Source organism: Pantoea sp. 18059 (assembly GCF_902706165.1).
Classification (GTDB): Bacteria; Pseudomonadota; Gammaproteobacteria; order Enterobacterales; family Enterobacteriaceae; genus Pantoea; species Pantoea agglomerans.
Genome location: NZ_CACSJS010000002.1, coordinates 316,432 through 339,018, shown reverse-complemented (window position 1 = coordinate 339,018; position 22,587 = coordinate 316,432). Strand labels below are relative to the sequence as shown.

Sequence of the window (22,587 nt, the reverse complement as noted above, 5' to 3'; positions counted from 1 at the left end):
CCCATTATAAGGTCGGGCAGGGCGATTACCAGTGACCCAGCACCACATGGCGGGCGAACTCTTTTTCGCAATATTTGCACTTCAGATGCACATCGTCGGCGCGCTGCTTCACGGCAAAGCTGGAGAAGACCGGCTCGCTGCGGCTGATGCAGTTGCTGTTGGGGCAGGTCAGTACCCGTTCAACGTGGTCCGGCAGCGTCGGGGCGATCTTCGCGACCACTTCATAGTCGTCGATGCGGTTGACCGTGGCATGGGGCGCATAGACCGCCAGCTGATTGACCTGATCGTCAGTGAGAAAGGTGTTCTCAATCTTGATCAGATCTTTGCGGCCCATCTCGCCCGAGGGCAGATTCAGGCCAATGGTAATGCGCTGATCGGTTTCGGTCAGCCGGAACAGGGAGAGCAATTTAAAGCCGATCTGCGCCGGAATATGGTCGATGACCGTGCCGCGTTTGATCGCTTCGACCTGCAGTTTGTTGTCCTGCGTCATGGGGGTATCTCCTTACAGGGCGAGTTCGCTGTTTAAAACCAGTGCCAGCAGAGCCTGGCGCGCATAGATGCCGTTACCCGCCTGCTGGAAATACCAGGCATACGGGGTTTTATCGACATCGGTGGTGATTTCGTCGATGCGCGGCAGCGGGTGCAGTACCTTCATATTGTCGCGCGCTGTAGCGAGATCGGCAGCGCGCAGAATGAATTGCGCTTTGACGTTGGCATATTCTGACGGATCGAGCCGCTCTTTCTGCACCCGCGTCATGTAGAGGATATCGAGCTGCGGCATCACCTCTTCAAAGCTGTCGTGACGTGACCAGCTGATATTCTTCTCATCCAGCATATCGGTGATATAGGCCGGCATCGCCAGCGCATCGGGCGCGATAAAGAAGAAGCGGTTGCCGTCAAACTTCGCCAGCGCCTGGGTCAGGGAGTGCACGGTGCGGCCATACTTCAGGTCGCCGACCATCGCCACATTCAGCTGATTAAGACGGCTCTGCGTCTCCTGAATGGTGAAGAGATCAAGCAGCGTCTGGGTCGGATGCTGGTTCGCGCCGTCACCGGCGTTGAGAATCGGGATGCCACCGGAGAATTCGGTCGCCAGCCGCGCCGCGCCTTCCTGCGGGTGACGCATCACGATCGCATCGACGTAGGTGCTGATCACTGAAATGGTGTCGGCCAGGGTTTCGCCTTTTTTGCCCAGCGACGTATTACTGCCGTCAGCAAAGCCCACCGCTGACGCGCCCAGGCGATGAATGGCGGTTTCAAACGACAGGCGGGTACGGGTCGACGCCTCAAAGAAGCAGCTGGCGATAACCTTGTGCTTCAGCAGTTCCGGCTGCGGGTGGGCTTTCAGCTTTGCGGCGGTGTGCAACGCCAGTTCCAGCTCTTCACGACTGAGGTCGTTAATTGAAATAATGTGTTTGCGATATAGCGGGTTAGCCATAGCTTTCTCCTCTGCGCGGCCGGATTGCGGACAAAAAAAAGCCCCTGCTTAAGGGGCTTTTTTAAGATCGGGTCGATGACCGAAAGAAACAGTAGCACCGCCTGCGGTCAGGCGTGATTGAGCGTCAAATTGTCCGCTGTGCTGTAGCATATTTCCTCCGGCAAATTGGGCCGCATTATACCCGTTCGCGGTGGGGCAGCAAGAGGAAAACGTTTGCGCCTGCTTAGCCGATCGGAGGCCAGGCCAGATCAGGCGGATGAATAGGCCGGTATGAGCAGACGCGACTCAGCGTCCTCAGCTGCGCGGTGCTGGTCGATCAGCGCTGGCCCAGCGTGGCCACCATTACCGCTTTAATCGTGTGCATCCGGTTCTCAGCCTGGTCGAACACAATGCTGTGTGGTGACTCAAACACCTCGTTGCTCACTTCCATGCCGTTGGGCAGATCGTACTGTTCCGCCATCTGCTGGCCCAGCGTGGTCTGATCGTCGTGGAAGGCGGGCAGGCAGTGCAGGAATTTAACCTGCGGGTTGCCGGTCAGATCGAGCATCGCCCGATTCACCTGATAGTCACGCAGCAGCGCGATACGCTCGGCCCACACCGCTTTGGCTTCGCCCATCGACACCCAGACATCGGTGTAGATAAAGTCAGCGCCTTTCACACCGTCGGCAATATCTTCGGTGAGGGTGATTTTCCCGCCGGTCTGCTGCGCGGCTGCGCGGCACTGCGCCACCAGTTGCTCCTCTGGCCAGCAGCTCTTCGGTGCCACCAGACGCAGATCCAGCCCCACCTGTGCGGCGGCTTCCAGCATGGTGTTGCCCATGTTGTTGCGCGCATCACCTACATAAACCAGCGTCATCTCGCTGAGTTTTTTGCCCGGCAGATGCTCCTGCATGGTCAGCAGGTCGGCCAGCAGCTGGGTCGGATGAAACTCGGTGGTCAGGCCGTTCCACACTGGCACACCGGCATGTTCCGCCAGCGTTTCCACCAGTTCCTGACCGTAACCGCGATACTGAATGCCATCGTACATCCGGCCCAGCACCCGCGCGGTGTCGCGCATCGACTCTTTATGGCCGATCTGGCTGCCACTCGGGCCAAGATAGGTGACGTTTGCACCCTGATCGTAAGCGGCAACTTCGAAAGAGCATCGGGTACGGGTCGAGTCTTTTTCGAAGATGAGCGCGATGTTTTTACCTTTCAGATGCTGCACTTCCTGGGCGCTTTTTTTCGCCCGTTTCAATTCAGCGGAAAGGGTAAGCAGGTGATCAATCTCGGCGGGCGTAAAATCCAGAAGTCTGAGGAAATGGCGCTGATACAGCTGACTCATACAACACTCCGGTAATCATTAAAGTGAATTAAAATTCAATCTAACCGGATGAATATGCATTTTCAAGTGCGGTGCTAATAAACTTTTCGTTTTGTGTAGTGGCGCGACGGGCAGTATGGGAAAATAATTGATTATTGCCGAACTCAGAGAGGATATCGTCATGGCATATGAAGCATTACTGGAAGAGCAGCAGGAAGAGACGCGGCAGATTATTGAAGAGCTGCTGGAGGATGGCAGCGATCCTGATGCGCTCTATACCATCGAGCACCATCTCTCATGCAATAATTTTGATTCGCTGGAAAAAGCGGCCGTTGATGCGTTCAAGCTGGGTTATGAAGTGACCGAGCCGGAAGAGCTGGAGCTGGAAGATGGCACCACCGTGATGTGCGTCGACATCATCAGCGAATCCGCCCTGAAGCCTGAACTGATCGATGTGCAGGTTGAGCAACTGGTGAACCTGATTGGTAAGTACAACGTCGATTACGACGGCTGGGGCACCTATTTCGAAGATCCCGATGCCGAAGATGAAGATGACGACGCCATCGAAGATGAAGATGATGATGGTATTCGCCACTAAGTAGCCGGGGCGGAGAGTTCTCCGCCTGTCACCCCTGCCACCTGTTTTAACATCATGAACTACGCACCCTTACTTGAACCTATCTATCAGTTTCTGCACTGCCGCACGCCACAGGCCTGGATTGATGAGGCGCGCAAGCCGGAAAATCTGACCCTGCTGTTAACCGACCATCTGGTGTGCGAACTGAAAGCCGCGCAGACCGCGGTGTGGTTGATCCGCAAATATGTTGCCGACAAACCCAGTGGCGACGCCATTCTGGCGTGGCTGAAACCTTATGAAGATTTTATCTTCCGCGAAGATGGCGACAGCGACTTTATCAACGCCCATAAGAACCTGACAAAACGTATCATCGTGCGCAATGCGCTGCCGTGGGCGGATGAGCTGGTGGAGAAGATGGTGCTGCTGATTAAAGAGGAGCTGCATCACTTCTATCAGGTGTGGGAAATTATGCAGTCGCGCGGGCTGGTCTATCAGAAGATCACCTCCAGCCGCTATGCCAAATCGCTGCTGCGCGAAGTCACCACCCATGAACCGGAAACGCTGGTGGATAAGCTGATATGCGGCGCTTACATCGAGGCGCGCTCCTGCGAGCGTTTCGCCAGTCTGGCACCTTATCTTGATGACGAACTGGCGAAGTTCTATCTGTCGCTGTTGCGCTCAGAGGCGCGGCATTATCAGGACTATTTAACCCTGGCGGCGCAGATTGCCACCAGAGATATCACGCCGCGGGTGCAGGTGATTGGGGCAACAGAAGGGCGGTTAATTAGCGAACCCGACAACGAATTACGCTTTCACAGCGGCGTACCGGCGTTCTGATTAGAGTAAACGGCGCTCTTACGATGGCCGTTTGTTTTTTATATTGAACCGGGTTGATTTTATTAAAAATAAAAATATAAATATTAACTATTAATCTAATGTGAACGCGTTACTTCCGCTAAATATAATTTGAGTGACCCCTCACAAAATATTTTATCTCTTCTGTTTTTTCTTTGCGGAATAACTATAGTGCTCTTGCCGGATTAGGGTTGTTATTTTCAAGCAAAACCTGATTCATAACGCCTCTTTGCCAGAGAGGGTTGTGAATCAGGTTTTTTTTTGCACCGGCTATAGCCGGGGAAAAGAATCAGCGACTTTTTTCGCCCGGCCAGTTTTGCTAATAAGCATTTAATGGAAGGAGTCATTAACATGAGGGGAAAGCGCGGTATTCCGTTATTTATTTTACTGTTTTTGCAGCCATCTGGCGCATGGGCTGACTTTTCCGACGCATTATCGTTCTCTGACACTGCTTTCCTGCGTGATTCGCAACTCGATCTCAGACTGCGTAATCACTGGAAGTATCTCAAGGAAAATGAAGCGCAGCCTGCCACCGTTCATAATGCCTGGGGACAGGCGGCAAGCCTGAATTTTCGTTCCGGCTATCAATGGGACTGGCTGGGTTTCGATGCAACTTATACCCGAGCGATCAGGCTGGGAGCCAGCGACTACTTTGCCACGCGCGGCCTGCTTTACGACAGCGGCGGTCATCAGCAAAAAGCTGACGCGCACGGCTTCAGCAAGTTTGGTGAACGCTATCTGAAAGTGAAGCTGGGGGACGCGAATGCGGGATTTAAAGGAAAAGCGGGCTGGCAGGAGTTAAAAAACATCGGCGTGCTGACCACCACGGACCGCTTGTCACGCAACAGTTACTCAGGCTATAGCGGCGCGCTGAACGTGCAGAAGATACGGCTGGATTTGGCTTACGTGACCAAAACGCTTCGCCACGACTCGCCGAAGAGTCTTGCCCTGCAAACCCAGGACCGACGAAAAATTAATGCGATCTATACCGGCGCACTGAGCTATACCGCTGATCGCGGACGTCTCGCCTACGCATTTGGCGAAGCGGAAGCCTACCAGCGGCGTCATGTTATCGAAGCGAATTATTCGCTCTCGCCGGACTGGCGCTTGTCCTCTCAAATTTATGGCAGTCAGGGGCTGGAAAATTATAAAAGCATGGCGGCCAGCAAAAGATCGTTCGATAACCACGCGTGGCACTATGTCGGTGAAGCAGACTGGATTAACGACAGATGGACACAGAAATTCGCTGCCGCCTGGACTTCGGCGCCCAAACATAATGCGGTGGGATATTATGTGCGCCCGCTGACAAAAAATACCCGTGGGCGTTTCAACGCCCTGACCTCTGCCGGAAAAGATTATACCCGTGATAAAGAACTGGCGCTGGTGTCGCAGACGGAATTTGAAATTTCAAAAGGCATTTTTAGCGGATTTCAGATTAACTATGGACAGTTTAATTATCGTAATACGCGTATACGTTCGGGGGAAGTCGCGCTCATAAACCGCTTCATCGAACCCCATCCGGTCCTGAAGGATTTATCGGTCTTTACGCTATTCGGTTATGGCTGGTCATATAAGAATAATAAAGAAACCCCGGTTTTTAATGCGCAAGGGAAATATATGCGTTCTCCCAGCCTTTCTGCAGAGATCGCGGTTGAATATAAATTAAATCTGTTCAGATAAGGAAAATACGATGAAAAGAATTTTTAAAGCGTTGCTGATTCTTATTGTGGTTGGGGCTGTCGCAGGCGAAGCCTTTGCCGCCGATGTCACTCTCTACGTTACGCGGCATGGTAAAACGATGTTCAACACGGTGCATCGCGCGCAGGGATGGGCAGATACTCCGCTAACGCCAGCGGGGGTAGAGGTGGCGCAAAAGCTGGGACGCGGTCTGCAGACGATCCCGTTTATCGCCGTCTGGTCCAGCGATGCTGGCAGAGCGAGAGAAACCGCGCAGCTTGTGATGCAGGCATGGAAAACGCCGCTGCCGCTGAACGAACGCCGGGAATTGCGGGAAGTGGGCTTTGGCCTGTATGAGGGCGATCTGAATAATAATATGTTGAACGATGCCGCCCATCAGTTGGGATTTGCATCCGAAACGGCGCTAATGGAGGCCTATGGCAAAGGCAAGGTTCATGTAGACAGGATCATAGACGCTATCCGGCAGGCGGAAGCGTCAGGCACGCCGGCACTGAGAGGCATTAAATCAGCAGGCATGGCCGAAAGCTACCAGCAGGTTGCGAAGCGAATGGTCGATAGTCTGACTGAGATAGCGCAGCAGGCCCGGCAGCAGGGCGGCGGTAACGTTCTGGTGGTCACGCATGGCCTGGCGATTACAGCGCTACTGCAGGCGCTTGGCGATACGTCGTTAAACCAGACGCTGGACAATGCGAGCGTAACCCGGCTGCGCTATACCGACAGCGGAGAGTTCGTGATTGAATCCATCAACGATATGAGTTACGTAGAGCGCGGCTTATAACTTCCGCAACATACGCACTTCGCAGTCGACATGGCCGGTGCAGCCCATCGCGCTATCGATATGCTCAAAGCCGAGTGACTCATAAAGTTTAATAGCCCGCGTCAGGCTGGCGGTGGTTTCCAGATAGCAGCGACGGAAACCGTGGCTGCGTGCATGTTCTATCGCCCGCAGCGCCAGTTCGCGAGCCAGACCCTGACCGCGCACCTCTGGTAGAAAGTACATCTTTTGCAGTTCGCAGATATCGGGCGCGCTGCAGGCGAGCGGCGCAACACCGCCGCCGCCGACCACCTTGCCCTGATACTCAACAATCCAGTAGGCGCTCTGTTCGGCACTGTAGAGCTCAAACAGCTGGTCGAGCTGCGGATCGGAAACGGTGTAGCCCTTGTCAGCCGTCAGGCCGAACTCCGCGGAAACGTCGCGGATCACCTGGGCGATATGCGGATTATCGGCGGCAGTAATCGGCCGCACCTGGAGGTGCTGAGAGTCAGAAATCATGTGGGAGTTGAGCTATGTAAATCGGTTAGACATTTACCAGAAGTAACATTATCGTCATGTAAAAGCAATATTCCTGACAATGCAGGGAGGCTTTAAAAGCGTCATGTTTTTTAATGTCACTTGAAAATCTGTTTTATCATTTATACCTTACTATGTTCAGTAATAAGGAATTGTTTCTATCTTCTGGTCTTAATAGTGCTGATTACTTCACAATCAATTTGTTTGTCTTAATTGATGTGAATCAAAAATGCTGACTGCTACTCCTGTAAGTTAATACCTTTAACGCTAATTAAAGGATTGATTTCATGGCAATTCCAGCTTACCTATGGCTGAAAGATGATGGTGGCGCAGATATCAAAGGATCAGTTGACGTCCAACATCGAGAAGGAAGTATTGAAGTACTTAGTTTCATGCATGGTTTGAGCATACCGGTCGATCCTCACACCGGTAAACTCACAGGGACGCGTGTTCATAGTGCATTAGAATTCGAAAAAGAATTCGACTCATCCAGCCCTTATCTCTATAAAGCAGTCTCCTCCGGGCAAACACTCAGGTCAGCTGAAATAAAATGGTACCGTATTAATCACGCTGGCCAGGAAGAGGAGTACTTCAATATGTTCATTGAAGGAGTGAAAGTGGTGTCGGTTAATCCACTCATGCATAACATCAAATCCATTGAAAATATGAACCATCTTGAGTCAGTAACGCTGCGCTACGAAAAAATCACCTGGAAGTACTGTGATGGCAATATTCAGCACTCCGATTCATGGAAGGAACGCACATAATTCAACTATCAATGGCGCAGCAATTCTGTGAGTCATTTTAAGGAGCGTGTATGACATGGGGCTATGACGTCAGAAAGCGATCTTTTACACGAGATGGTGTCTATAAATTCGATGCGTTATATGCCGGGGCTGAAGGATATAAAGACGATCCTGCATTAGCATGTGAGGTGAACAAAGGTCCTTTGCCAGCAGGAAAGTATAAGATTGCCAGTCCTATGGCAAAGCATCCTACAGCCGGACGATTTGTTCTCCGTCTGATACCTTATGCGGGTAACAATATGTGTGGTCGCGCCGGATTTCTTATTCATGGAGATAACGGCTTAGGTACCGCTTCGAATGGCTGTATTGTCGCGTCTTTCAATGTAAGAAAAAGTATTGCGGATAGCGGCGACAGGGAGTTAATAGTGAAATGAAATGGCTCATTATTTTGCTATTAGCATTGTTTTCCGTCTCCTGTTCATCAGGAAGGTTCAATTCTGCAGAACATGTTTTGTCAGATAAAGTGATTACGGCATCCCGCAATAATGACAGCAGTTCACTTTCAGATGCTGATTATGACAAGATAACAGAATATCTTTCTCAGGGCCGGACACGCTGGATTGAACTTTACCCCATTCTTAATCGATCGCCATTCTTAGGCGCAACCTCTTTTCAGGAAGGTCTGGACATCGCGATGGCCTATGCCTTACCTGAAAATCCTGGCGCGGTAATGAAATACGTTAATCAAGGCAATGTTAATAAGCTATGCGGCATGCCATTTATTGAGCTGACTCCGGATGAAACAGATGCGTACTTTTTAAAAGCCCGCACGGCGCTTACTCAGTTAACGTCAGAAAGTGACCGGGAAAAAAGATGCCTGTCTGTATTAGAAAAGAGTCATGATCATCTTGCTGCTGAAACAAGGACGAGAAGGGTGTCATCGAAAAAATGATATAAAAAACCCCGCGCCAGAGCGCGGGGTTTTTTTCAGAGCGAGGAATCAATCAGAGCGCCGCAATGACCGCCTGCTGTTCAATCAGTTTTGCTTTTGATTGTTGCAGGTCCGCTACGCGTTCGCGCTCTTTCGCCACTACCGCTTCCGGGGCGCGCGAAACAAAGCCTTCGTTCGCCAGCTTGGTCTCGATCTTCTCGATTTCCACATCAAGCTTAACCAGCTCTTTCGCCAGACGCTCCAGCTCAGCGGTTTTATCCACCAGATCCGCCATCGGGATCAGCAGCTCTGCGCCTTCAACCAGTTTGGTCACCGACACCGGACCTTTCTCGCCCGCAGGCAGAATGGTCAGGCTTTCCAGACGCGCCAGGCGCGACAGGAAGTTGCGGTTGGCTTCAACTCGACGCAGTGCCGCAGGCGAGCAGTCACGCAGCAGCACATCCAGCGGCTTGCTCAGTGCGATGTTCATCTCGGCACGGATATTACGCACCGCCACGATCGCCTGTTTCATCCACTCGATGTCCGCTTTCGCTTCGGCATCTTCTTTCGCCGCATCGTACTGCGGGAAAGGCTGCAGCATGATGGTGTCGTCGCTGATATTCTTCAGCCCCTTCACGCGCTGCCAGATGGTTTCAGTGATAAACGGAATGATCGGATGCGCCAGACGCAGCAGCGCTTCCAGTACGTGAACCAGCGTATGACGGGTGCCACGCAGTTCAGATTCACTGCCGCTGTTCATGACCGGCTTGGTCAGCTCCAGATACCAGTCGCAGAACTGGTTCCAGGTGAAGTCATACAGCAGGTTAGCCGCGATATCGAAACGGTAGCTATCCAGCGCTTCACGGTACGCTTTCACCGTGTTGTTGAACTCGGTCAGGATCCAGCGATCTGCCAGCGACAGCGTCATTTCGCCGCCATTCTGTCCGCAATCCTGCTCTTCGGTGTTCATCAGCACAAAGCGGCTGGCGTTCCACAGCTTATTACAGAAGTTGCGATAGCCTTCCAGTCGCTTCATGTCCCAGTTGATGTCGCGACCGGTAGAGGCCAGCGCCGCCAGGGTGAAACGCAGCGCATCGGTGCCTGATGGCTCGATGCCGTCCGGGAACTGCTTCTCGGTACGTTTGCGGATTTTCTCCGCCAGCTGTGGCTGCATCATGTTGCCGGTGCGTTTTTCCAGCAGCGCTTCCAGTGAAATGCCGTCGACCATATCCAGCGGGTCAATCACGTTGCCCTTGGATTTCGACATCTTCTGACCTTCTTCATCACGGATCAGACCGGTCATGTAGACGGTTTTAAACGGTACCTGTGGTTTGCCGTTTTCATCTTTGATGAAGTGCATGGTCAGCATGATCATGCGGGCAATCCAGAAGAAGATGATGTCGAAGCCGCTGACCAGCACACTGGTCGGATGGAAAGTACGCAGCGCTTCGGTGTTTTCCGGCCAGCCCAGGGTGGAGAAGGTCCACAGACCTGAGGAGAACCAGGTATCCAGCACGTCATCATCCTGACGCAGCGCCACATCGGCGGCCAGGTTATTCTCGGCGCGCACTTCGTCTTCGGTGCGGCCGACGTAGACGTTACCGTTGTCGTCATACCACGCCGGGATGCGGTGACCCCACCAGAGCTGACGGGAGATACACCAGTCCTGAATATCGCGCATCCAGGAGAAGTACATGTTTTCGTACTGCTTCGGTACAAACTGGATGTCGCCGTTTTCAACGGCTTCAACCGCGACTTTCGCCAGCGGTGCGGTACGCACATACCACTGGTCAGTCAGCATCGGCTCGATAACCACGCCGCCACGGTCGCCGTAAGGCACGGTCAGATCGTGAGGTTTGATCTCTTCAAGCAGGCCGAGTTCATCGACAGCGGCAACAATCGCTTTACGCGCCGCGAAGCGTTCCATGTTCTGGAAAGCCGCCGGGATCTCATCGGAACAGGCATCGCTGGCTTCGCCATTGGTGTCATACACCTGAGCACGGTCGCGGATATCGCCGTCGAAAGTCAGGATGTTGATCATCGGCAGTTTGTGACGACGGCCGACTTCATAGTCGTTGAAGTCATGCGCCGGGGTGATCTTGACGCAGCCGGTGCCTTTTTCCATGTCGGCATGTTCGTCGCCAACGATAGGGATAAGACGGCCAACCAGCGGCAGCATCACAAATTTGCCGATCAGATCTTTGTAACGTGGATCTTCCGGGTTAACGGCGACGCCGGTATCGCCCAGCAGGGTTTCCGGACGGGTGGTGGCGACCACCAGATAATCTTTACCGTCGGCGGTTTTTGCGCCGTCAGCCAGTGGATAGCGGATATGCCACATCGAGCCTTTGCTCTCGCGGTTTTCCACTTCCAGATCGGAGATTGCGGTACGCAGTTTTGGATCCCAGTTCACCAGGCGTTTGCCACGGTAGATCAGGTTCTCTTTATAGAGGCGAACAAACACCTCTTTCACGGCGTTGGAAAGGCCATCGTCCATGGTGAAGCGCTCGCGCTCCCAGTCGACGGAGTTGCCCAGACGGCGCATCTGGCGGGTAATGGTGCCGCCGGACTCTGCTTTCCACTGCCAGATTTTGTCGATGAACGCATCACGGCCATAATCCTGGCGCGTCTTGCCCTCTTCAGCCGCAATTTTGCGCTCAACCACCATCTGCGTGGCGATGCCCGCGTGGTCCGTACCCGCCTGCCACAGGGTATTTTTCCCCTGCATGCGCTGGTAACGGATCATGGTGTCCATGATGGTTTGCTGGAAGGCGTGACCCATGTGCAAGCTACCGGTGACGTTCGGCGGCGGGATCATGATGCAAAAGCTTTCCTGGCTGGTATCGCCATTCGGTTTGAAGTAGCCCTGCTTTTCCCAATGCTCGTAAAGCGGCTGCTCGATATCTTGCGGGTTATATGTCTTTTCCATTTCTGCTATGTCGTTTGCGGCTGTGGTGGCGCTGCCGTATTCAATTGGAATCCAACGCTGCGATACGCTTTATAGCGGTCGCGCGCCAGTTGTTTGAGCGTGTCTTCGTAAGGAACGAAGTCTATCACTTCATGGAAAGCAGTAGCAAAATCTGCGAAGTGGGGCAGCAGGCTAATCAGCAGGTCACGCGGTGAACTGCCGCGACGCTGTGGCCAGGCCAGCTCAACCGGCGCACCGTAGCGCGGGCCTTCACCCGCCAGGTTATGCGGCACGAAGGCGTTTGCCGGTCGTTGCCACAGCGCTTCGTCGAGACGAATGGCTTGCTGTTCATCTTCGCAGGCGATCAACACCCGCTTTCCGGCCCGCCAGCGTGTTTCCGCCAGATTGCACACCAGCGCTTCAACGGCGCTAAGGCCATCGCTCGTTGCATCGGTTTCCAGCACGTAGAAGGTTGCGTTTTTCATCGGTTTGCTCATCAGAAGATCAAGGGCGGAATGATATCCGCCCTTGCTGTCAGAAAAGAGGGCGCTTAATCGTCGCCGTTCAATCCTGCCCGATTCAACAGAAATTGCGACAGCATCGGCACCGGACGTCCGGTGGCGCCTTTGGCCTTGCCGGAGCGCCAGGCGGTACCGGCGATATCCAGGTGTGCCCAGTTATATTTGCGGGCAAAGCGTGCCAGGAAGCAGGCGGCGGTAATCGCGCCGCCGGGACGTCCACCAATGTTCGCCATATCGGCAAAGTTGGACTCCAGCTGCTCCTGGAACTCATCCGCCATCGGCAGACGCCAGGCGCGATCGCCTGACTGCTCCGAGGCGCTGATCAGCTCATGCGCCAGCGGATTGTGGTTCGACAGCAGGCCACTGATGTGATGACCCAGCGCAATCACGCAGGCACCGGTCAGCGTCGCGACGTCAATCACCACTTCCGGATCGAAACGTTCAACATAGGTCAGCGCATCGCACAGGACCAGGCGGCCTTCGGCATCGGTGTTCAGCACCTCAACCGTCTGGCCAGACATGGTGGTCAGCACGTCGCCCGGACGCATCGATCGGCCATCCGGCATGTTTTCACAGCCCGCCAGCACGCCAACCACGTTCAGCGGCAGATTCAGCTCTGCCACCATACGCATCACGCCATAGACGGCGGCCGCGCCGCACATGTCATACTTCATTTCGTCCATGCTGTCGGCAGGCTTGATGGAGATGCCGCCGGAGTCAAAGGTCAGCCCTTTACCCACCAGCACAATCGGACGTGCTTCCGCATCCGGATTGCCTTTGTACTCAATCACCGACATCAGCGATTCGTTTTGCGAACCGGCCCCGACAGCGAGATAGGCGTTCATGCCCAGCTCTTTCATCTGCTGTTCGCCAATGACGCGGGTGGTGACATTTTTGCTGAAGGCATCCGCCAGCTGACGCGCCTGTGACGCCAGATAGGCGGCGTTACAGATATTAGGTGGCATGTTGCCGAGATCTTTAGCCGCTTTCATACCGGCAGCGACCGCTAATCCATGCTGGATCGCCCGTTCGCCGCTGGTCAGTTCACGGCGGGTCGGCACGTTAAAGACCAGCTTGCGCAGCGGACGACGTGGCTCTGCTTTGTTACTTTTCAGCTGGTCAAAGTTGTAGAGCGCCTCTTTGGAGGTCTCTACTGCCTGACGCACTTTCCAGTAGGTGTTGCGGCCTTTGACATGCAGCTCGGTCAGGAAGCAGACCGCTTCCATTGAGCCGGTGTCGTTGAGCGTGTTAATGGTTTTCTGAATGACCTGCTTGTACTGGCGTTCATCCAGCTCACGCTCTTTACCGCAGCCAATCAGCAGAATACGCTCGGACAGGATATTTGGCACATGATGCAGCAGCAGTGTCTGGCCCACTTTTCCTTCCAGCTCGCCGCGGCGCAGCAGGGCGCTGATGTAGCCGTCGCTGATTTTATCCAGCTGCTCGGCAATCGGTGACAGACGACGCGGTTCGAAAACGCCAACGACAATGCAGGCACTGCGCTGTTTTTCCGGGCTTCCGCTTTTTACACTGAACTCCATGCACTCTCCTGAATCTTAAAGACAACGGCCGCTGCTGCCGCTAGAATGTAGCGCGCTCATGACCCATTTATTCATCGTCGCAGCATGACATTCTGCTGCTGGAGGTCATAATGAATCAGGGTGACAAGATGTTGTTTTTTCACCACCCGGACGCGTTTTTCATACAAATTTAGCTACGGCGACGGCCATTGATGAAGAAAAATGGCTGATAAGCGTTGAAACTAGCGATTTTCCTGCAAAAAGACAAGTTTTCACAGGCGTACTAAGCGTGATCATCATTAGATATCTGGTTCGGGAAACGCTCAAAAGCCAGCTGGCTATCCTGTTTATCCTGCTACTCATCTTCTTTTGTCAGAAGTTAGTCAGGATCCTGGGTGCCGCGGTGGATGGCGAAGTGCCGACAAACCTCGTTCTGACCTTGTTAGGACTCGGTGTGCCTCAAATGGCACAACTTATACTGCCCTTAAGTCTGTTTCTGGCGATCCTGATGACGCTGGGGCGGCTCTACACGGAAAGTGAAATTACCGTGATGCACGCCTGCGGCCTGAGTAAGGCCGTCCTGGTGAAAGCGGCGATGGTGCTGATGCTGTTTACCTCGATAGTGGCGGCCGTGAACGTCATCTGGCTGGGGCCGTGGTCATCCCGCTATCAGGATGAGGTGACGCAGAACGCCAAAGCGAACCCGGGCGCGGCGGCAATGGCTGCCGGGCAGTTCCAGACCTCCAGCGACGGCAGCGCCGTGCTGTTTGTCGAGGATGTGAAGGGCAACAACTTTGGTAACGTGTTCCTGGCGCAGTTACGGCCAAAGGGTAACGCGCGACCGTCGGTGGTGCTGGCTGACAGCGGTCATATGGAGCAGCATAAAGATGGCTCGCAGGTGGTGACGCTGGATAAAGGCACCCGTTTTGAGGGCACCGCTCTGCTGCGTGATTTCCGTATCACCGACTTCACCAATTATCAGGCCATCGTAGGCTATAAAGCGGCAACGCTCGATCCTAACGATGCAGAACAGGCAAGCCTGACCGACCTGTTCGCGAATAAGACACCTGAGTTTCAGGCCGAGCTGCACTGGCGTCTGACGCTGGTGTTCTCGGTGCTGGTGATGGCGCTGATGGTGGTGCCGCTCAGCGTGGTGAACCCACGTCAGGGGCGCGTGCTGTCGATGCTGCCCGCCATGATGCTCTATCTGATTTTCTTCCTGTTGCAGAGCTCGCTGAAGTCGAGCGGCGCGAAAGGGCGGCTCGATCCGGCGCTCTGGATGTGGGTGGTGAATATCAGCTATCTGGTGCTGGCGGTGCTCCTTAACCTGTGGGATACGGTGCCGATGCGTCGGATTCGCGCCCGCTTTACCCGCGGAGGGTCGGTCTGATGTTTCGCGTACTTGACCGCTATATCGGTAAAACCATTTTCAATACCATTATGCTGACGCTGTTCATGCTGGTGTCGCTTTCCGGCATCATCAAGTTCGTCGATCAGCTGCGCAAGACCGGCCAGGGCAGCTACAACGCGCTGAGCGCCGGTTACTACACGCTTCTTAGCGTACCGAAAGATATTGAGATCTTTTTCCCGATGGCGGCTCTGTTGGGCGCACTGCTGGGACTGGGCGCGCTGGCGCAGCGCAGTGAACTGGTGGTGATGCAGGCGGCGGGCTTTACCCGCATGCAGGTTGCGCTGTCAGTGATGAAAACTGCGATTCCGCTGGTGTTGCTGACCATGGCGATTGGCGAGTTTGTTGCGCCCTCGGGCGAGCAGATGGCGCGTAACTACCGGGCGCAGCAGCTTTACGGTGGCGCACTGGTCTCGACGCAGAATGGTCTGTGGGCGAAAGATGGCAATAGCTTTATCTTTATCGAGCGCATTAAAGGCGACAACGAAATTGATGGCGTCAGCATCTACAGCTTTAACGATCAGCGTCGTCTGCAGAGCGTGCGTTACGCGGCGACGGCGACCTGGGATGCGGCTAAGAAGCGCTGGATACTGTCGCAGGTTGATGAGTCTAACCTCACCGATCCGAAGCAGATTACCGGTTCACAGAGCCTGAGTGGCGAGTGGAAAACCAATCTGACGCCGGACAAGCTGGGTGTGGTTGCGCTGGATCCTGACGCGTTATCGATTCGCGGTCTGCATAGCTACAGCAAATATCTGAAGCAGAGCGGTCAGGAATCGGGACGTTATCAGCTGAATATGTGGAGCAAAATTTTCCAGCCGCTGTCGGTGGCGGTGATGATGCTGATGGCGCTGTCGTTTATCTTTGGTCCGCTGCGTAGCGTGTCGATGGGTGTGCGTGTCGTAACCGGTATCAGTTTTGGCTTCCTGTTCTACGTGCTGGACCAGATTTTTGGCCCGCTGAGCCTGGTTTACGGTCTGCCGCCGATTCTGGGAGCGATTCTGCCGAGTTTTGCGTTCTTCGCTATCAGTATGTTTATGTTGATTAAGCGGCGCTAAGCGCAATGAATGCAGTAAAAGAAAAGGCCGCGCAAGCGGCCTTTTTTGTTTTTAAAGTGAAGGCTCAGGGAGCATTACGTTTGGTATCCGTCTGGAAGAGGCGGTTCCAGCGACTGGGAGCAGCTTTATTCTGCGCTGATGCCCTGTTTATGCGGAGTGCCGGGTGGTCTCCTGAAGTGTACTGATGAGTTGCTCTCTGTTCAGGGCTACGCAATAGGCGGGCGTCCCACGCTCGAAACGCCAGCCTTCCGCTAACGATCCCGCATCCACCGCATCAAATCCAAAGGCTTCATATAATGTCGTGGCGGTCGCTTTCCCTTCGCTATCATCTCCCGCCAGCGGTAACGCCTGCCGGTTAGCATCGCCCGGCGGCAGGCCCTGAGTTTCAAGATCGGTCATGCGGATGGCATTGAATGCCTTGGTGACGCGGCTGTCAGGAAGCAGGCGGGCAAGCCGTTCACTGGTGCTGATGCGGCCATTGAGCAGCTCTTCAATTTCGCCATCGCGGTCGGGATAGTAATTGACCGCATCAAGCACGATTTTTCCCCGCAATTCTGTGGCCGGAAGTTGTTCCGTAGCCGTGAGCGGCACGGCAATCACCACCACGTCGCCGAACTCTGCGGCCTCGGTGGCGGTGCCGGTTTCACAGCCAATCATCGGTTTCAGGCTGAACAGCGTTCGTGGATCACGCGAGTTGCTGAGCATCACCTGATGTCCCGCCTGAATCGCCAGTTTTGCAATCGCCCGGCCAACAAAGCCTGCGCCAATAATGCCTATTTTCATACGTTTCTCCTTGATGAGTTTCACGCACTGACCTTAATTAAAAACAGGAGGTGAATAAATCGACAAACAGACGCAATATAAACAACCAACAGGAGGGAATCATGGATCGGCTTACCAGCATGAACGTGTTTGTTACCGTCGCGGAATCGGGCTCGTTTGCCGCCGCAGCCGGGCATTTGCAAATCTCACCGCAGATGGTGGCGAAGCATATCGCCATGCTGGAGAAGCATCTCGGTACGCTGCTTCTGCATCGCACCACCCGACGACAAAGTCTGACGGATGTGGGCCGCAACTATTTCGAACGCTGCAAAATCGTGCTGGCCGAGGTGCAGGAAGCGGATGCAATCGCGCTGGATATGCAGCAGCGGCCGTCCGGTACGCTGAAGGTCAGCGCCCCGGTCACGTTTGGTTCTTTTAGCCTGGCGCCGTTTGTGACCCGCTATCTTGACCGGTTTCCGGAAACGCAGGTCGATCTTGAACTGAGCGATCGGCTGGTCGATCCGTTTGAAGAGGGTTATGAAGTGGTGATCCGGATTGGTGCGCTGGCAGACAGTTCGATCATCGCCCATCCACTGCAGCCCTACCGGCTGATAGCCTGCGCGTCGCCAGCCTATCTGGCGCGGCACGGTGTGCCCGCCACGCCAGCAGAGCTGGTGAACCACGCCTGTCTCGTTTATGGCATCTGGTCGCCCTCAAAACCCTGCCGCTGGGTATTCAGCCAGGCCGGTAAGGTTGAAGAGGTACATCCGCAGGGGCGCATGCGGTCGAATGACTGGAAAGCGCTGCTGCATGCGGCGCTGGAGGGTTATGGCATTACCCTGGGACCGGCCACCATTCTCTCTGAAGAGATCAGACAGGGCCGGCTGGTCCAGGTGCTGCCCGATTATGCCGGGCCAGCACGCCCCATGCATGTGCTGATCCCGGCGGGCCGCCGCCAGACGGTGAAAATCCGCAGCTTTGTTAGCGCCATTATTGCCGAGTTTGGCCTCTATCCAACCACATCCGGCTAAACCAGGCGGTTATCGGCTCAGCAGCGGGAGTAACTGGGGCAGCTGCGACAACAGGTAGAGGATCAGCCCGATGGTGCCGCCAACCAGCGTGCCGTTGATGCGGATAAACTGCAGGTCTTTGCCGATATTAAGTTCGATCTGCTGCGACATGTCGCGTGCATCCCAGCTCTTCACGGTGTCGCTGATGTGACGCGTCAGGAAGCCAGCAAACTCTGGTGCAACGCTGCGTGCGGCCTGTTCCAGATGCTGATTCATCGAGTCACGCAATGCCGGGTCGGCCGCCAGGGTTTCGCCCAGCCATAAGGCTGCACCACGCACTTTCTCCTGCACCCGTGAGTCATCACTGCTGAGATCCGCCTTGAGCCAGTTGCGCATATCATTCCACAGCTCGCCGATGTAACGATTGAATGAGGCATCTTCTTTCAGCCAGCCTTTGATCTCCTCGGCACGCTCTGCCATTTCCGGGTCGTTCTGCAGTTTAACGATCAGCTTGTCGACCGCCCGGTTGAAGCCGAGGCGCAGCTCATGCCCCTGATCCAGCGCCACATCATCCAGCAGTGAATCGACCGCGTTTGCCACCAGCTCGGCGCTGTGTTCGCCCAGCCATTCGGTTGGCAACATTTTGGCTTTGATCGGATGCTCGCGTTTCAGCCAGCGCACCAGCTGCATGGCAATAAACTCGCGGGTACTGGGCTTGTGCAGCAGCTTCAGCAGTTGTTCGATTGCCGCGTCCAGCAGCGCCTGATGACGGTTGTTTTTCGTCAGGCTCTCCAGCAGCAGGGCGCTGGTCTGGCTGAGATCGACCTTGTCGATGGCGCGATGTACTGCGCGGCGCATGAAATTCTGGATCCGTGTGTCATCGGTCAGATCAAGGAAGCCGCGCATGACCTGCAGCAGATGGCGGCCAATGCGGTCAGCATTGCCCGGCGCATTCAGCCATTGCGCCAGCAGGTTGGAAGGATCGTGACGGCGAATCAGATTCAGCAGCGAGTCGGTATCAAGAAACTTCTCCTGCACAAAGCGACCGAGGTTTTCACCGATACGATCTTTGTTGCGCGGAATGATGGCGGTATGACGCGAGATAAAGGGCACCGGCACGCGCCGGAACAGTGCGACCACCGCGAACCAGTCCGCCAGCGCGCCGACCATCGCAGCTTCCGCAATCGCTTTTATGCCGCTGACCCAGAAGCCGGGCGGCAGAAAAAGCGTAACGATAAAGGTAATTGCAGCCAGCAGTAACAGCAGCAGCGCCAGACGTTTCGTCCGTTTCAGTTCGTGTTGTTTATCCATATCCTGATCTTAGCAGAGAGCCGGTTTCATCGGCGACGACCACCCAGCAGGCTGCCGAGTACGCCGCGGATGATCTGATTGGTAATCTGGCGCGTGGCGCTTTTCGCCATGGTCTGTACCACGCCATCGTGCTTGCCGCCGCGCGGGCCGGTTCGGCCAAACAGGATCTCTTTCAGCCCGCCGAGAATGCCGTTATCTACCGCGACGTCGTCGCCTTTCGCCGGAGGCGCACTGGCCTGATCGCTGGCGGCCTGAAACCCTTTTTGCAGCTTCTCAAATGCCGATTCGCGATCAACTTCGCTGTCATATTTACCATAGAGCGGTGAATGGTTGATCGGGCCGTTGCGTTCATCGCCTGTGACCGGACCCATACGTGAGCCAGGTGCGATCACCATGGCGCGTTCTACCACCGACGGGCTGCCTTTGGCATCCAGGAAGGAGATCAGCGCTTCGCCGGTGCCCAGCGCCTGAATCGCCTCGACGCTGTCAAACGCCGGATTGGCGCGCAGGGTATCGGCGGCGGTTTTTACCGCTTTCTGATCTTTGGGGGTGAAGGCGCGCAGGGCGTGCTGAACGCGGTTGCCGAGCTGGCCCAGCACCCGATCGGGAATATCCGCCGGGTTCTGGGTGACGAACCAGACGCCGACCCCTTTGGAGCGGATCAGCCGCATGACCTGTTCTATTTTCTCCAGCAGCACCGGCGGCGCGTCGGTAAACAGCAGGTGCGCCTCATCAAAGAAGAACACCAGCTTTGGCTGATCGAGATCGCCCGCTTCCGGCAGGTGCTCATAAAGCTCCGACAGCAGCCACAGCAGGCTGGTGGCGTAGAGTTTCGGCATCTGGTAGAGCTTCTCAGCAGAGAGGATGTTGATGACGCCTTTGCCGTTGCTGTCGACACGCATCCAGTCGGCAATATCCAGCATCGGTTCACCAAAGAAGTGCTCCGCGCCCTGTTGCTCCAGCGTCAGTAACCCGCGCTGGATGGCGCCGACCGAGGCGCTGTTGATATTGCCGTAGTGGGTCTGGAAGCTTTTGGCGTTGTCACCGATGTACTGGGTCATGGCGCGCAGATCTTTGAAGTCCAGCAGCAGCAAACCCTGGTCATCGGCGATGCGGAAAATAATCTGCAATACGCCGCTCTGCACCTCATTCAGGTTCAGCAGCCGCGCCAGCAGCAGCGGCCCGAGATCGGAGACGGTAGCGCGAACCGGATGGCCTTTCTCGCCGAAGATATCCCATAGCACCACCGGATTGCTCTGCGGCTGCCAGTTGGTGACGCCGATTTTCGCCAGCCTCTCCTGCAGCTTTTCGCTGGACTGGCCAGCCATCGCCACGCCGGTCAAATCGCCTTTAACATCAGCCATAAAAACCGGCACGCCGCTGGCGGAGAACGATTCAGCCAGTTTCTGCAGCGTAACGGTTTTACCGGTGCCGGTCGCGCCGGTGATCAGGCCATGGCGGTTGGCCATTTGCGGCAACAGATGAAGTTCGACGTCTGGCGTACGGGCAATCAGTAGCGGGGAAGTCATGATTTCCACTCTCAGGCATTGGGTTATGCCTGAAGGATAGCAAGCCGGAGCGGCACAGGAGGAGAACTATTCACCAAAAAAAGGCCGCTGCCCGGGGAGCAGTGGCCTGCAACAGTGGTTTACTTCTGCACCTCTTCAAAATTGAGCAGGCTGACCCCGATGCCCTGCTGCAGGTGACTGAGGTTGCTGCGCACCGCCACCTGGGTTGCGCCCTGTAACAGCATGACAAACGGCGAATCCTGCTGGATGCGGGTTTGCAGCCCGGTGTAGAGGTTGCGACGTTTCACCGCATCGCTCTCTCCGGCGGCGGCGCGGGTCTGTGCACTCAGCTCCGGAATCGTCCAGCCGACGCGCCACGCCAGGGTTTTGCCGCCGCCCGGCACGTTATAGGCAAAGGTGCTGGCATTGGTATTGGGATCGATGTAGTCCGCGCCCCAGTAAGTAAAGATGGCCTGGAAGTCACGGCTGCGCATTTTGCTCCACAGCTCCGATTCCGCCACCGGCTGGATATCAAGCTGCACATCCGCTTTGGCAAAGCTGGCCTGCAGCGCCTGCGCCACATCAATGTAAGGCGGCTGGTTCACCACCGTCAGCGCGATATGGGTGCCAGGCTTGATGCCGCCTTTTTGCAGTATCGCCTGCGCCTTTTTCAGATCGTAATGGAACGGTGTCGTGTTCAGCGCACCATCGAAGCCGTCCGGCAGGAAGCTCTGATGAATGCGGTACTGACCTTTCAGCAGCTGGTTCGCCAGGCTGTCATAGTCAACCAGCCAGCGCGCCGCCTGCCACAACGCCGGATTCCCCAGCGCCGGTTGCTGCGGGCTTTGGGTGTTAAAGCCGATGTAATAAACCAGGCTGGACGGGAAGGCGTCGACACGCACATTCGCCACATTTTTCAGCGCGGTAATCTGATCCGGGCCGAGCTGATAGGCGACATCCACATCGCCCTGCTGGATCAGCAGACGGCGGCTGCCCGGATCGGCCACACCTTTCAGCAATACCCGCTTCAGATGCGGCTTCCGGATGCTGTTGGGATTGGCTTCCAGCACCAGCGCCTGCAGCGGGACAAACTGTTTGATGGCATAGGCGGCGCTGCCGGCGGAGTGCACCTTCAGCCAGCTATTGCCGTAATCGTTGTTGCTGGCGTGTTCTTGTGCCAGTTTGCTGTCGACGATGGAGGAGACCGGCGCGGTCAGCAGGCGCAGCGCCAGATCGCTGCCGATCTCCGCTGGCCAGCGCAGCTCAAGCTGGTGGTCGTTGATCACCGTGAACTGCTGATCGATATTTTCTGGCGTCCAGCCAAATTCACCCAGAATAAAAGAGGGCGCTTTATTGAGTTTTACCGCGCGGGTTAATGAGAAGACCACATCCTGTGCGGTCACGGGATGACCACTGGCGAAGCGGGCCTGCGGATTAAGATCAAACACCAGGCTGTGAGGCGTTTTGCCTGCCTGCCAGCGCGTAGCCGCCAGCGGCGAGAGCTGCTGCGGATTCTGATGGTCCGGCTCCAGCAGCGTCTGGTAGATATTGCGCAGGCTGCTGTTACTGACGGTCTCAAAACTTTCAGCCGGGTCGAAACTGATGATGCCATCAAGCGGAACGGCAATCACCAGGGTGTCGCCAGGCGTGGCGGCGTGTGCCGGGTGAACCAGTGCCAGAGCCGTAAACAGGGACAAGAGTGTTTTTCGCATGGAGGGTTATCCTGAGTCGTTGATAGCTCT

The 22,587-nt window shown here is 55.3% G+C and carries 21 protein-coding genes; 10 read left to right on the top strand and 11 right to left on the bottom strand.

Annotation, left to right across the window (positions count from 1 at the left end; all coding sequences use genetic code 11):
• Window positions 1–25 precede the first annotated feature (25 nt).
• From pyrI to argF, 3 genes are all read right to left on the bottom strand, one after another.
• Window positions 26–490: an aspartate carbamoyltransferase regulatory subunit gene (gene pyrI, locus GVJ63_RS08365; RefSeq protein WP_010251684.1), complete on the bottom strand. Its 465-nt coding sequence runs from the start codon at window positions 488–490 to the stop codon at window positions 26–28.
• Between the two features lie 12 nt (window positions 491–502).
• Window positions 503–1,438, bottom strand: a complete 936-nt coding sequence (gene pyrB, locus GVJ63_RS08360) for an aspartate carbamoyltransferase (protein WP_010251681.1) — start codon at window positions 1,436–1,438, stop codon at window positions 503–505.
• A 316-nt stretch (window positions 1,439–1,754) separates the two neighbouring features.
• Window positions 1,755–2,762 (bottom strand): ornithine carbamoyltransferase, encoded by a 1,008-nt coding sequence (gene argF, locus GVJ63_RS08355; RefSeq protein WP_022625300.1) that lies wholly within the window; start codon window positions 2,760–2,762, stop codon window positions 1,755–1,757.
• 160 nt (window positions 2,763–2,922) lie between these two features.
• Here argF and rraB point away from each other — a divergent pair, with 160 nt between their 5' ends.
• The 4 genes from rraB to GVJ63_RS08335 all read left to right on the top strand — a co-directional run bounded on the left by rraB (window position 2,923) and on the right by GVJ63_RS08335 (window position 6,649).
• On the top strand, window positions 2,923–3,339 hold the full coding sequence (gene rraB, locus GVJ63_RS08350) for a ribonuclease E inhibitor RraB (protein WP_010251675.1): 417 nt from the start codon (window positions 2,923–2,925) through the stop codon (window positions 3,337–3,339).
• 54 nt (window positions 3,340–3,393) lie between these two features.
• On the top strand, window positions 3,394–4,155 hold the full coding sequence (locus GVJ63_RS08345) for a tRNA-(ms[2]io[6]A)-hydroxylase (protein ID WP_010671789.1): 762 nt from the start codon (window positions 3,394–3,396) through the stop codon (window positions 4,153–4,155).
• Window positions 4,156–4,524: 369 nt separating this feature from the next.
• Window positions 4,525–5,853, top strand: a complete 1,329-nt coding sequence (locus GVJ63_RS08340) for a hypothetical protein (RefSeq protein WP_159226705.1) — start codon at window positions 4,525–4,527, stop codon at window positions 5,851–5,853.
• A gap of 10 nt (window positions 5,854–5,863) precedes the next feature.
• Entirely contained in the window at window positions 5,864–6,649 is a 786-nt protein-coding gene (locus GVJ63_RS08335) for a histidine phosphatase family protein (RefSeq protein ID WP_159226704.1), read from the top strand.
• On the opposite strand, the gene GVJ63_RS08330 is transcribed toward GVJ63_RS08335, so the two are convergent.
• A complete protein-coding gene (locus GVJ63_RS08330) occupies window positions 6,644–7,144 on the bottom strand; it encodes a GNAT family N-acetyltransferase (RefSeq protein WP_010671786.1) in 501 nt (166 codons plus the stop codon). The two genes, GVJ63_RS08335 and GVJ63_RS08330, sit on opposite strands and share 6 nt — an antisense overlap.
• A 305-nt stretch (window positions 7,145–7,449) precedes the next feature.
• Between GVJ63_RS08330 and GVJ63_RS08325 the strand changes: the two genes are divergently transcribed.
• Genes GVJ63_RS08325 through GVJ63_RS08315 form a run of 3 tightly spaced genes read left to right on the top strand, consistent with a single transcriptional unit; the run spans window position 7,450 to window position 8,860 of the window.
• Window positions 7,450–7,929 carry an Hcp family type VI secretion system effector gene (locus GVJ63_RS08325; RefSeq protein WP_010671785.1) on the top strand — a complete coding sequence of 160 codons (480 nt, stop codon included), beginning with the start codon at window positions 7,450–7,452 and terminating at the stop codon, window positions 7,927–7,929.
• A 50-nt stretch (window positions 7,930–7,979) separates the two neighbouring features.
• Entirely contained in the window at window positions 7,980–8,342 is a 363-nt protein-coding gene (locus tag GVJ63_RS08320; protein WP_159226703.1) for a tlde1 domain-containing protein, read from the top strand.
• Window positions 8,339–8,860 (top strand): hypothetical protein, encoded by a 522-nt coding sequence (locus tag GVJ63_RS08315; protein ID WP_052061771.1) that lies wholly within the window; start codon window positions 8,339–8,341, stop codon window positions 8,858–8,860. Before GVJ63_RS08320 ends, GVJ63_RS08315 begins: the two co-directional genes overlap by 4 nt.
• Before the next feature lie 52 nt (window positions 8,861–8,912).
• On the opposite strand, the gene GVJ63_RS08310 is transcribed toward GVJ63_RS08315, so the two are convergent.
• From GVJ63_RS08310 to pepA, 3 genes are all read right to left on the bottom strand, one after another.
• Complete coding sequence (locus GVJ63_RS08310; protein ID WP_010671782.1) at window positions 8,913–11,768, bottom strand: valine--tRNA ligase; 2,856 nt, start codon at window positions 11,766–11,768, stop codon at window positions 8,913–8,915.
• 5 nt (window positions 11,769–11,773) lie between these two features.
• Window positions 11,774–12,232 (bottom strand): DNA polymerase III subunit chi, encoded by a 459-nt coding sequence (locus GVJ63_RS08305; RefSeq protein ID WP_010251657.1) that lies wholly within the window; start codon window positions 12,230–12,232, stop codon window positions 11,774–11,776.
• A gap of 65 nt (window positions 12,233–12,297) precedes the next feature.
• Window positions 12,298–13,809, bottom strand: coding sequence for a leucyl aminopeptidase (pepA, locus tag GVJ63_RS08300; RefSeq protein ID WP_010251654.1), 1,512 nt, complete (start codon window positions 13,807–13,809; stop codon window positions 12,298–12,300).
• A 268-nt stretch (window positions 13,810–14,077) separates the two neighbouring features.
• Between pepA and lptF the strand changes: the two genes are divergently transcribed.
• Together lptF and lptG are read left to right on the top strand one after the other, a co-directional pair.
• On the top strand, window positions 14,078–15,178 hold the full coding sequence (gene lptF / locus GVJ63_RS08295) for an LPS export ABC transporter permease LptF (protein WP_010251651.1): 1,101 nt from the start codon (window positions 14,078–14,080) through the stop codon (window positions 15,176–15,178).
• Window positions 15,178–16,254 (top strand): LPS export ABC transporter permease LptG, encoded by a 1,077-nt coding sequence (gene lptG, locus GVJ63_RS08290; RefSeq protein WP_010251648.1) that lies wholly within the window; start codon window positions 15,178–15,180, stop codon window positions 16,252–16,254. Before lptF ends, lptG begins: the two co-directional genes overlap by 1 nt.
• Before the next feature lie 147 nt (window positions 16,255–16,401).
• Here the strand turns inward: lptG and GVJ63_RS08285 are convergent, their stop codons facing one another.
• A complete protein-coding gene (locus GVJ63_RS08285) occupies window positions 16,402–17,037 on the bottom strand; it encodes an NADPH-dependent F420 reductase (protein WP_159226702.1) in 636 nt (211 codons plus the stop codon).
• A 101-nt stretch (window positions 17,038–17,138) separates the two neighbouring features.
• Here GVJ63_RS08285 and GVJ63_RS08280 point away from each other — a divergent pair, with 101 nt between their 5' ends.
• Complete coding sequence (locus GVJ63_RS08280; protein WP_159226701.1) at window positions 17,139–18,047, top strand: LysR family transcriptional regulator; 909 nt, start codon at window positions 17,139–17,141, stop codon at window positions 18,045–18,047.
• A gap of 9 nt (window positions 18,048–18,056) precedes the next feature.
• On the opposite strand, the gene GVJ63_RS08275 is transcribed toward GVJ63_RS08280, so the two are convergent.
• From GVJ63_RS08275 to GVJ63_RS08265, 3 genes are all read right to left on the bottom strand, one after another.
• Entirely contained in the window at window positions 18,057–19,337 is a 1,281-nt protein-coding gene (locus GVJ63_RS08275) for a DUF445 domain-containing protein (protein ID WP_132499323.1), read from the bottom strand.
• 26 nt (window positions 19,338–19,363) lie between these two features.
• Window positions 19,364–20,866 (bottom strand): helicase HerA-like C-terminal domain-containing protein, encoded by a 1,503-nt coding sequence (locus GVJ63_RS08270; RefSeq protein WP_159226700.1) that lies wholly within the window; start codon window positions 20,864–20,866, stop codon window positions 19,364–19,366.
• 119 nt (window positions 20,867–20,985) lie between these two features.
• Window positions 20,986–22,557: an ABC transporter substrate-binding protein gene (locus GVJ63_RS08265; protein ID WP_154209847.1), complete on the bottom strand. Its 1,572-nt coding sequence runs from the start codon at window positions 22,555–22,557 to the stop codon at window positions 20,986–20,988.
• Window positions 22,558–22,587 lie beyond the last annotated feature (30 nt).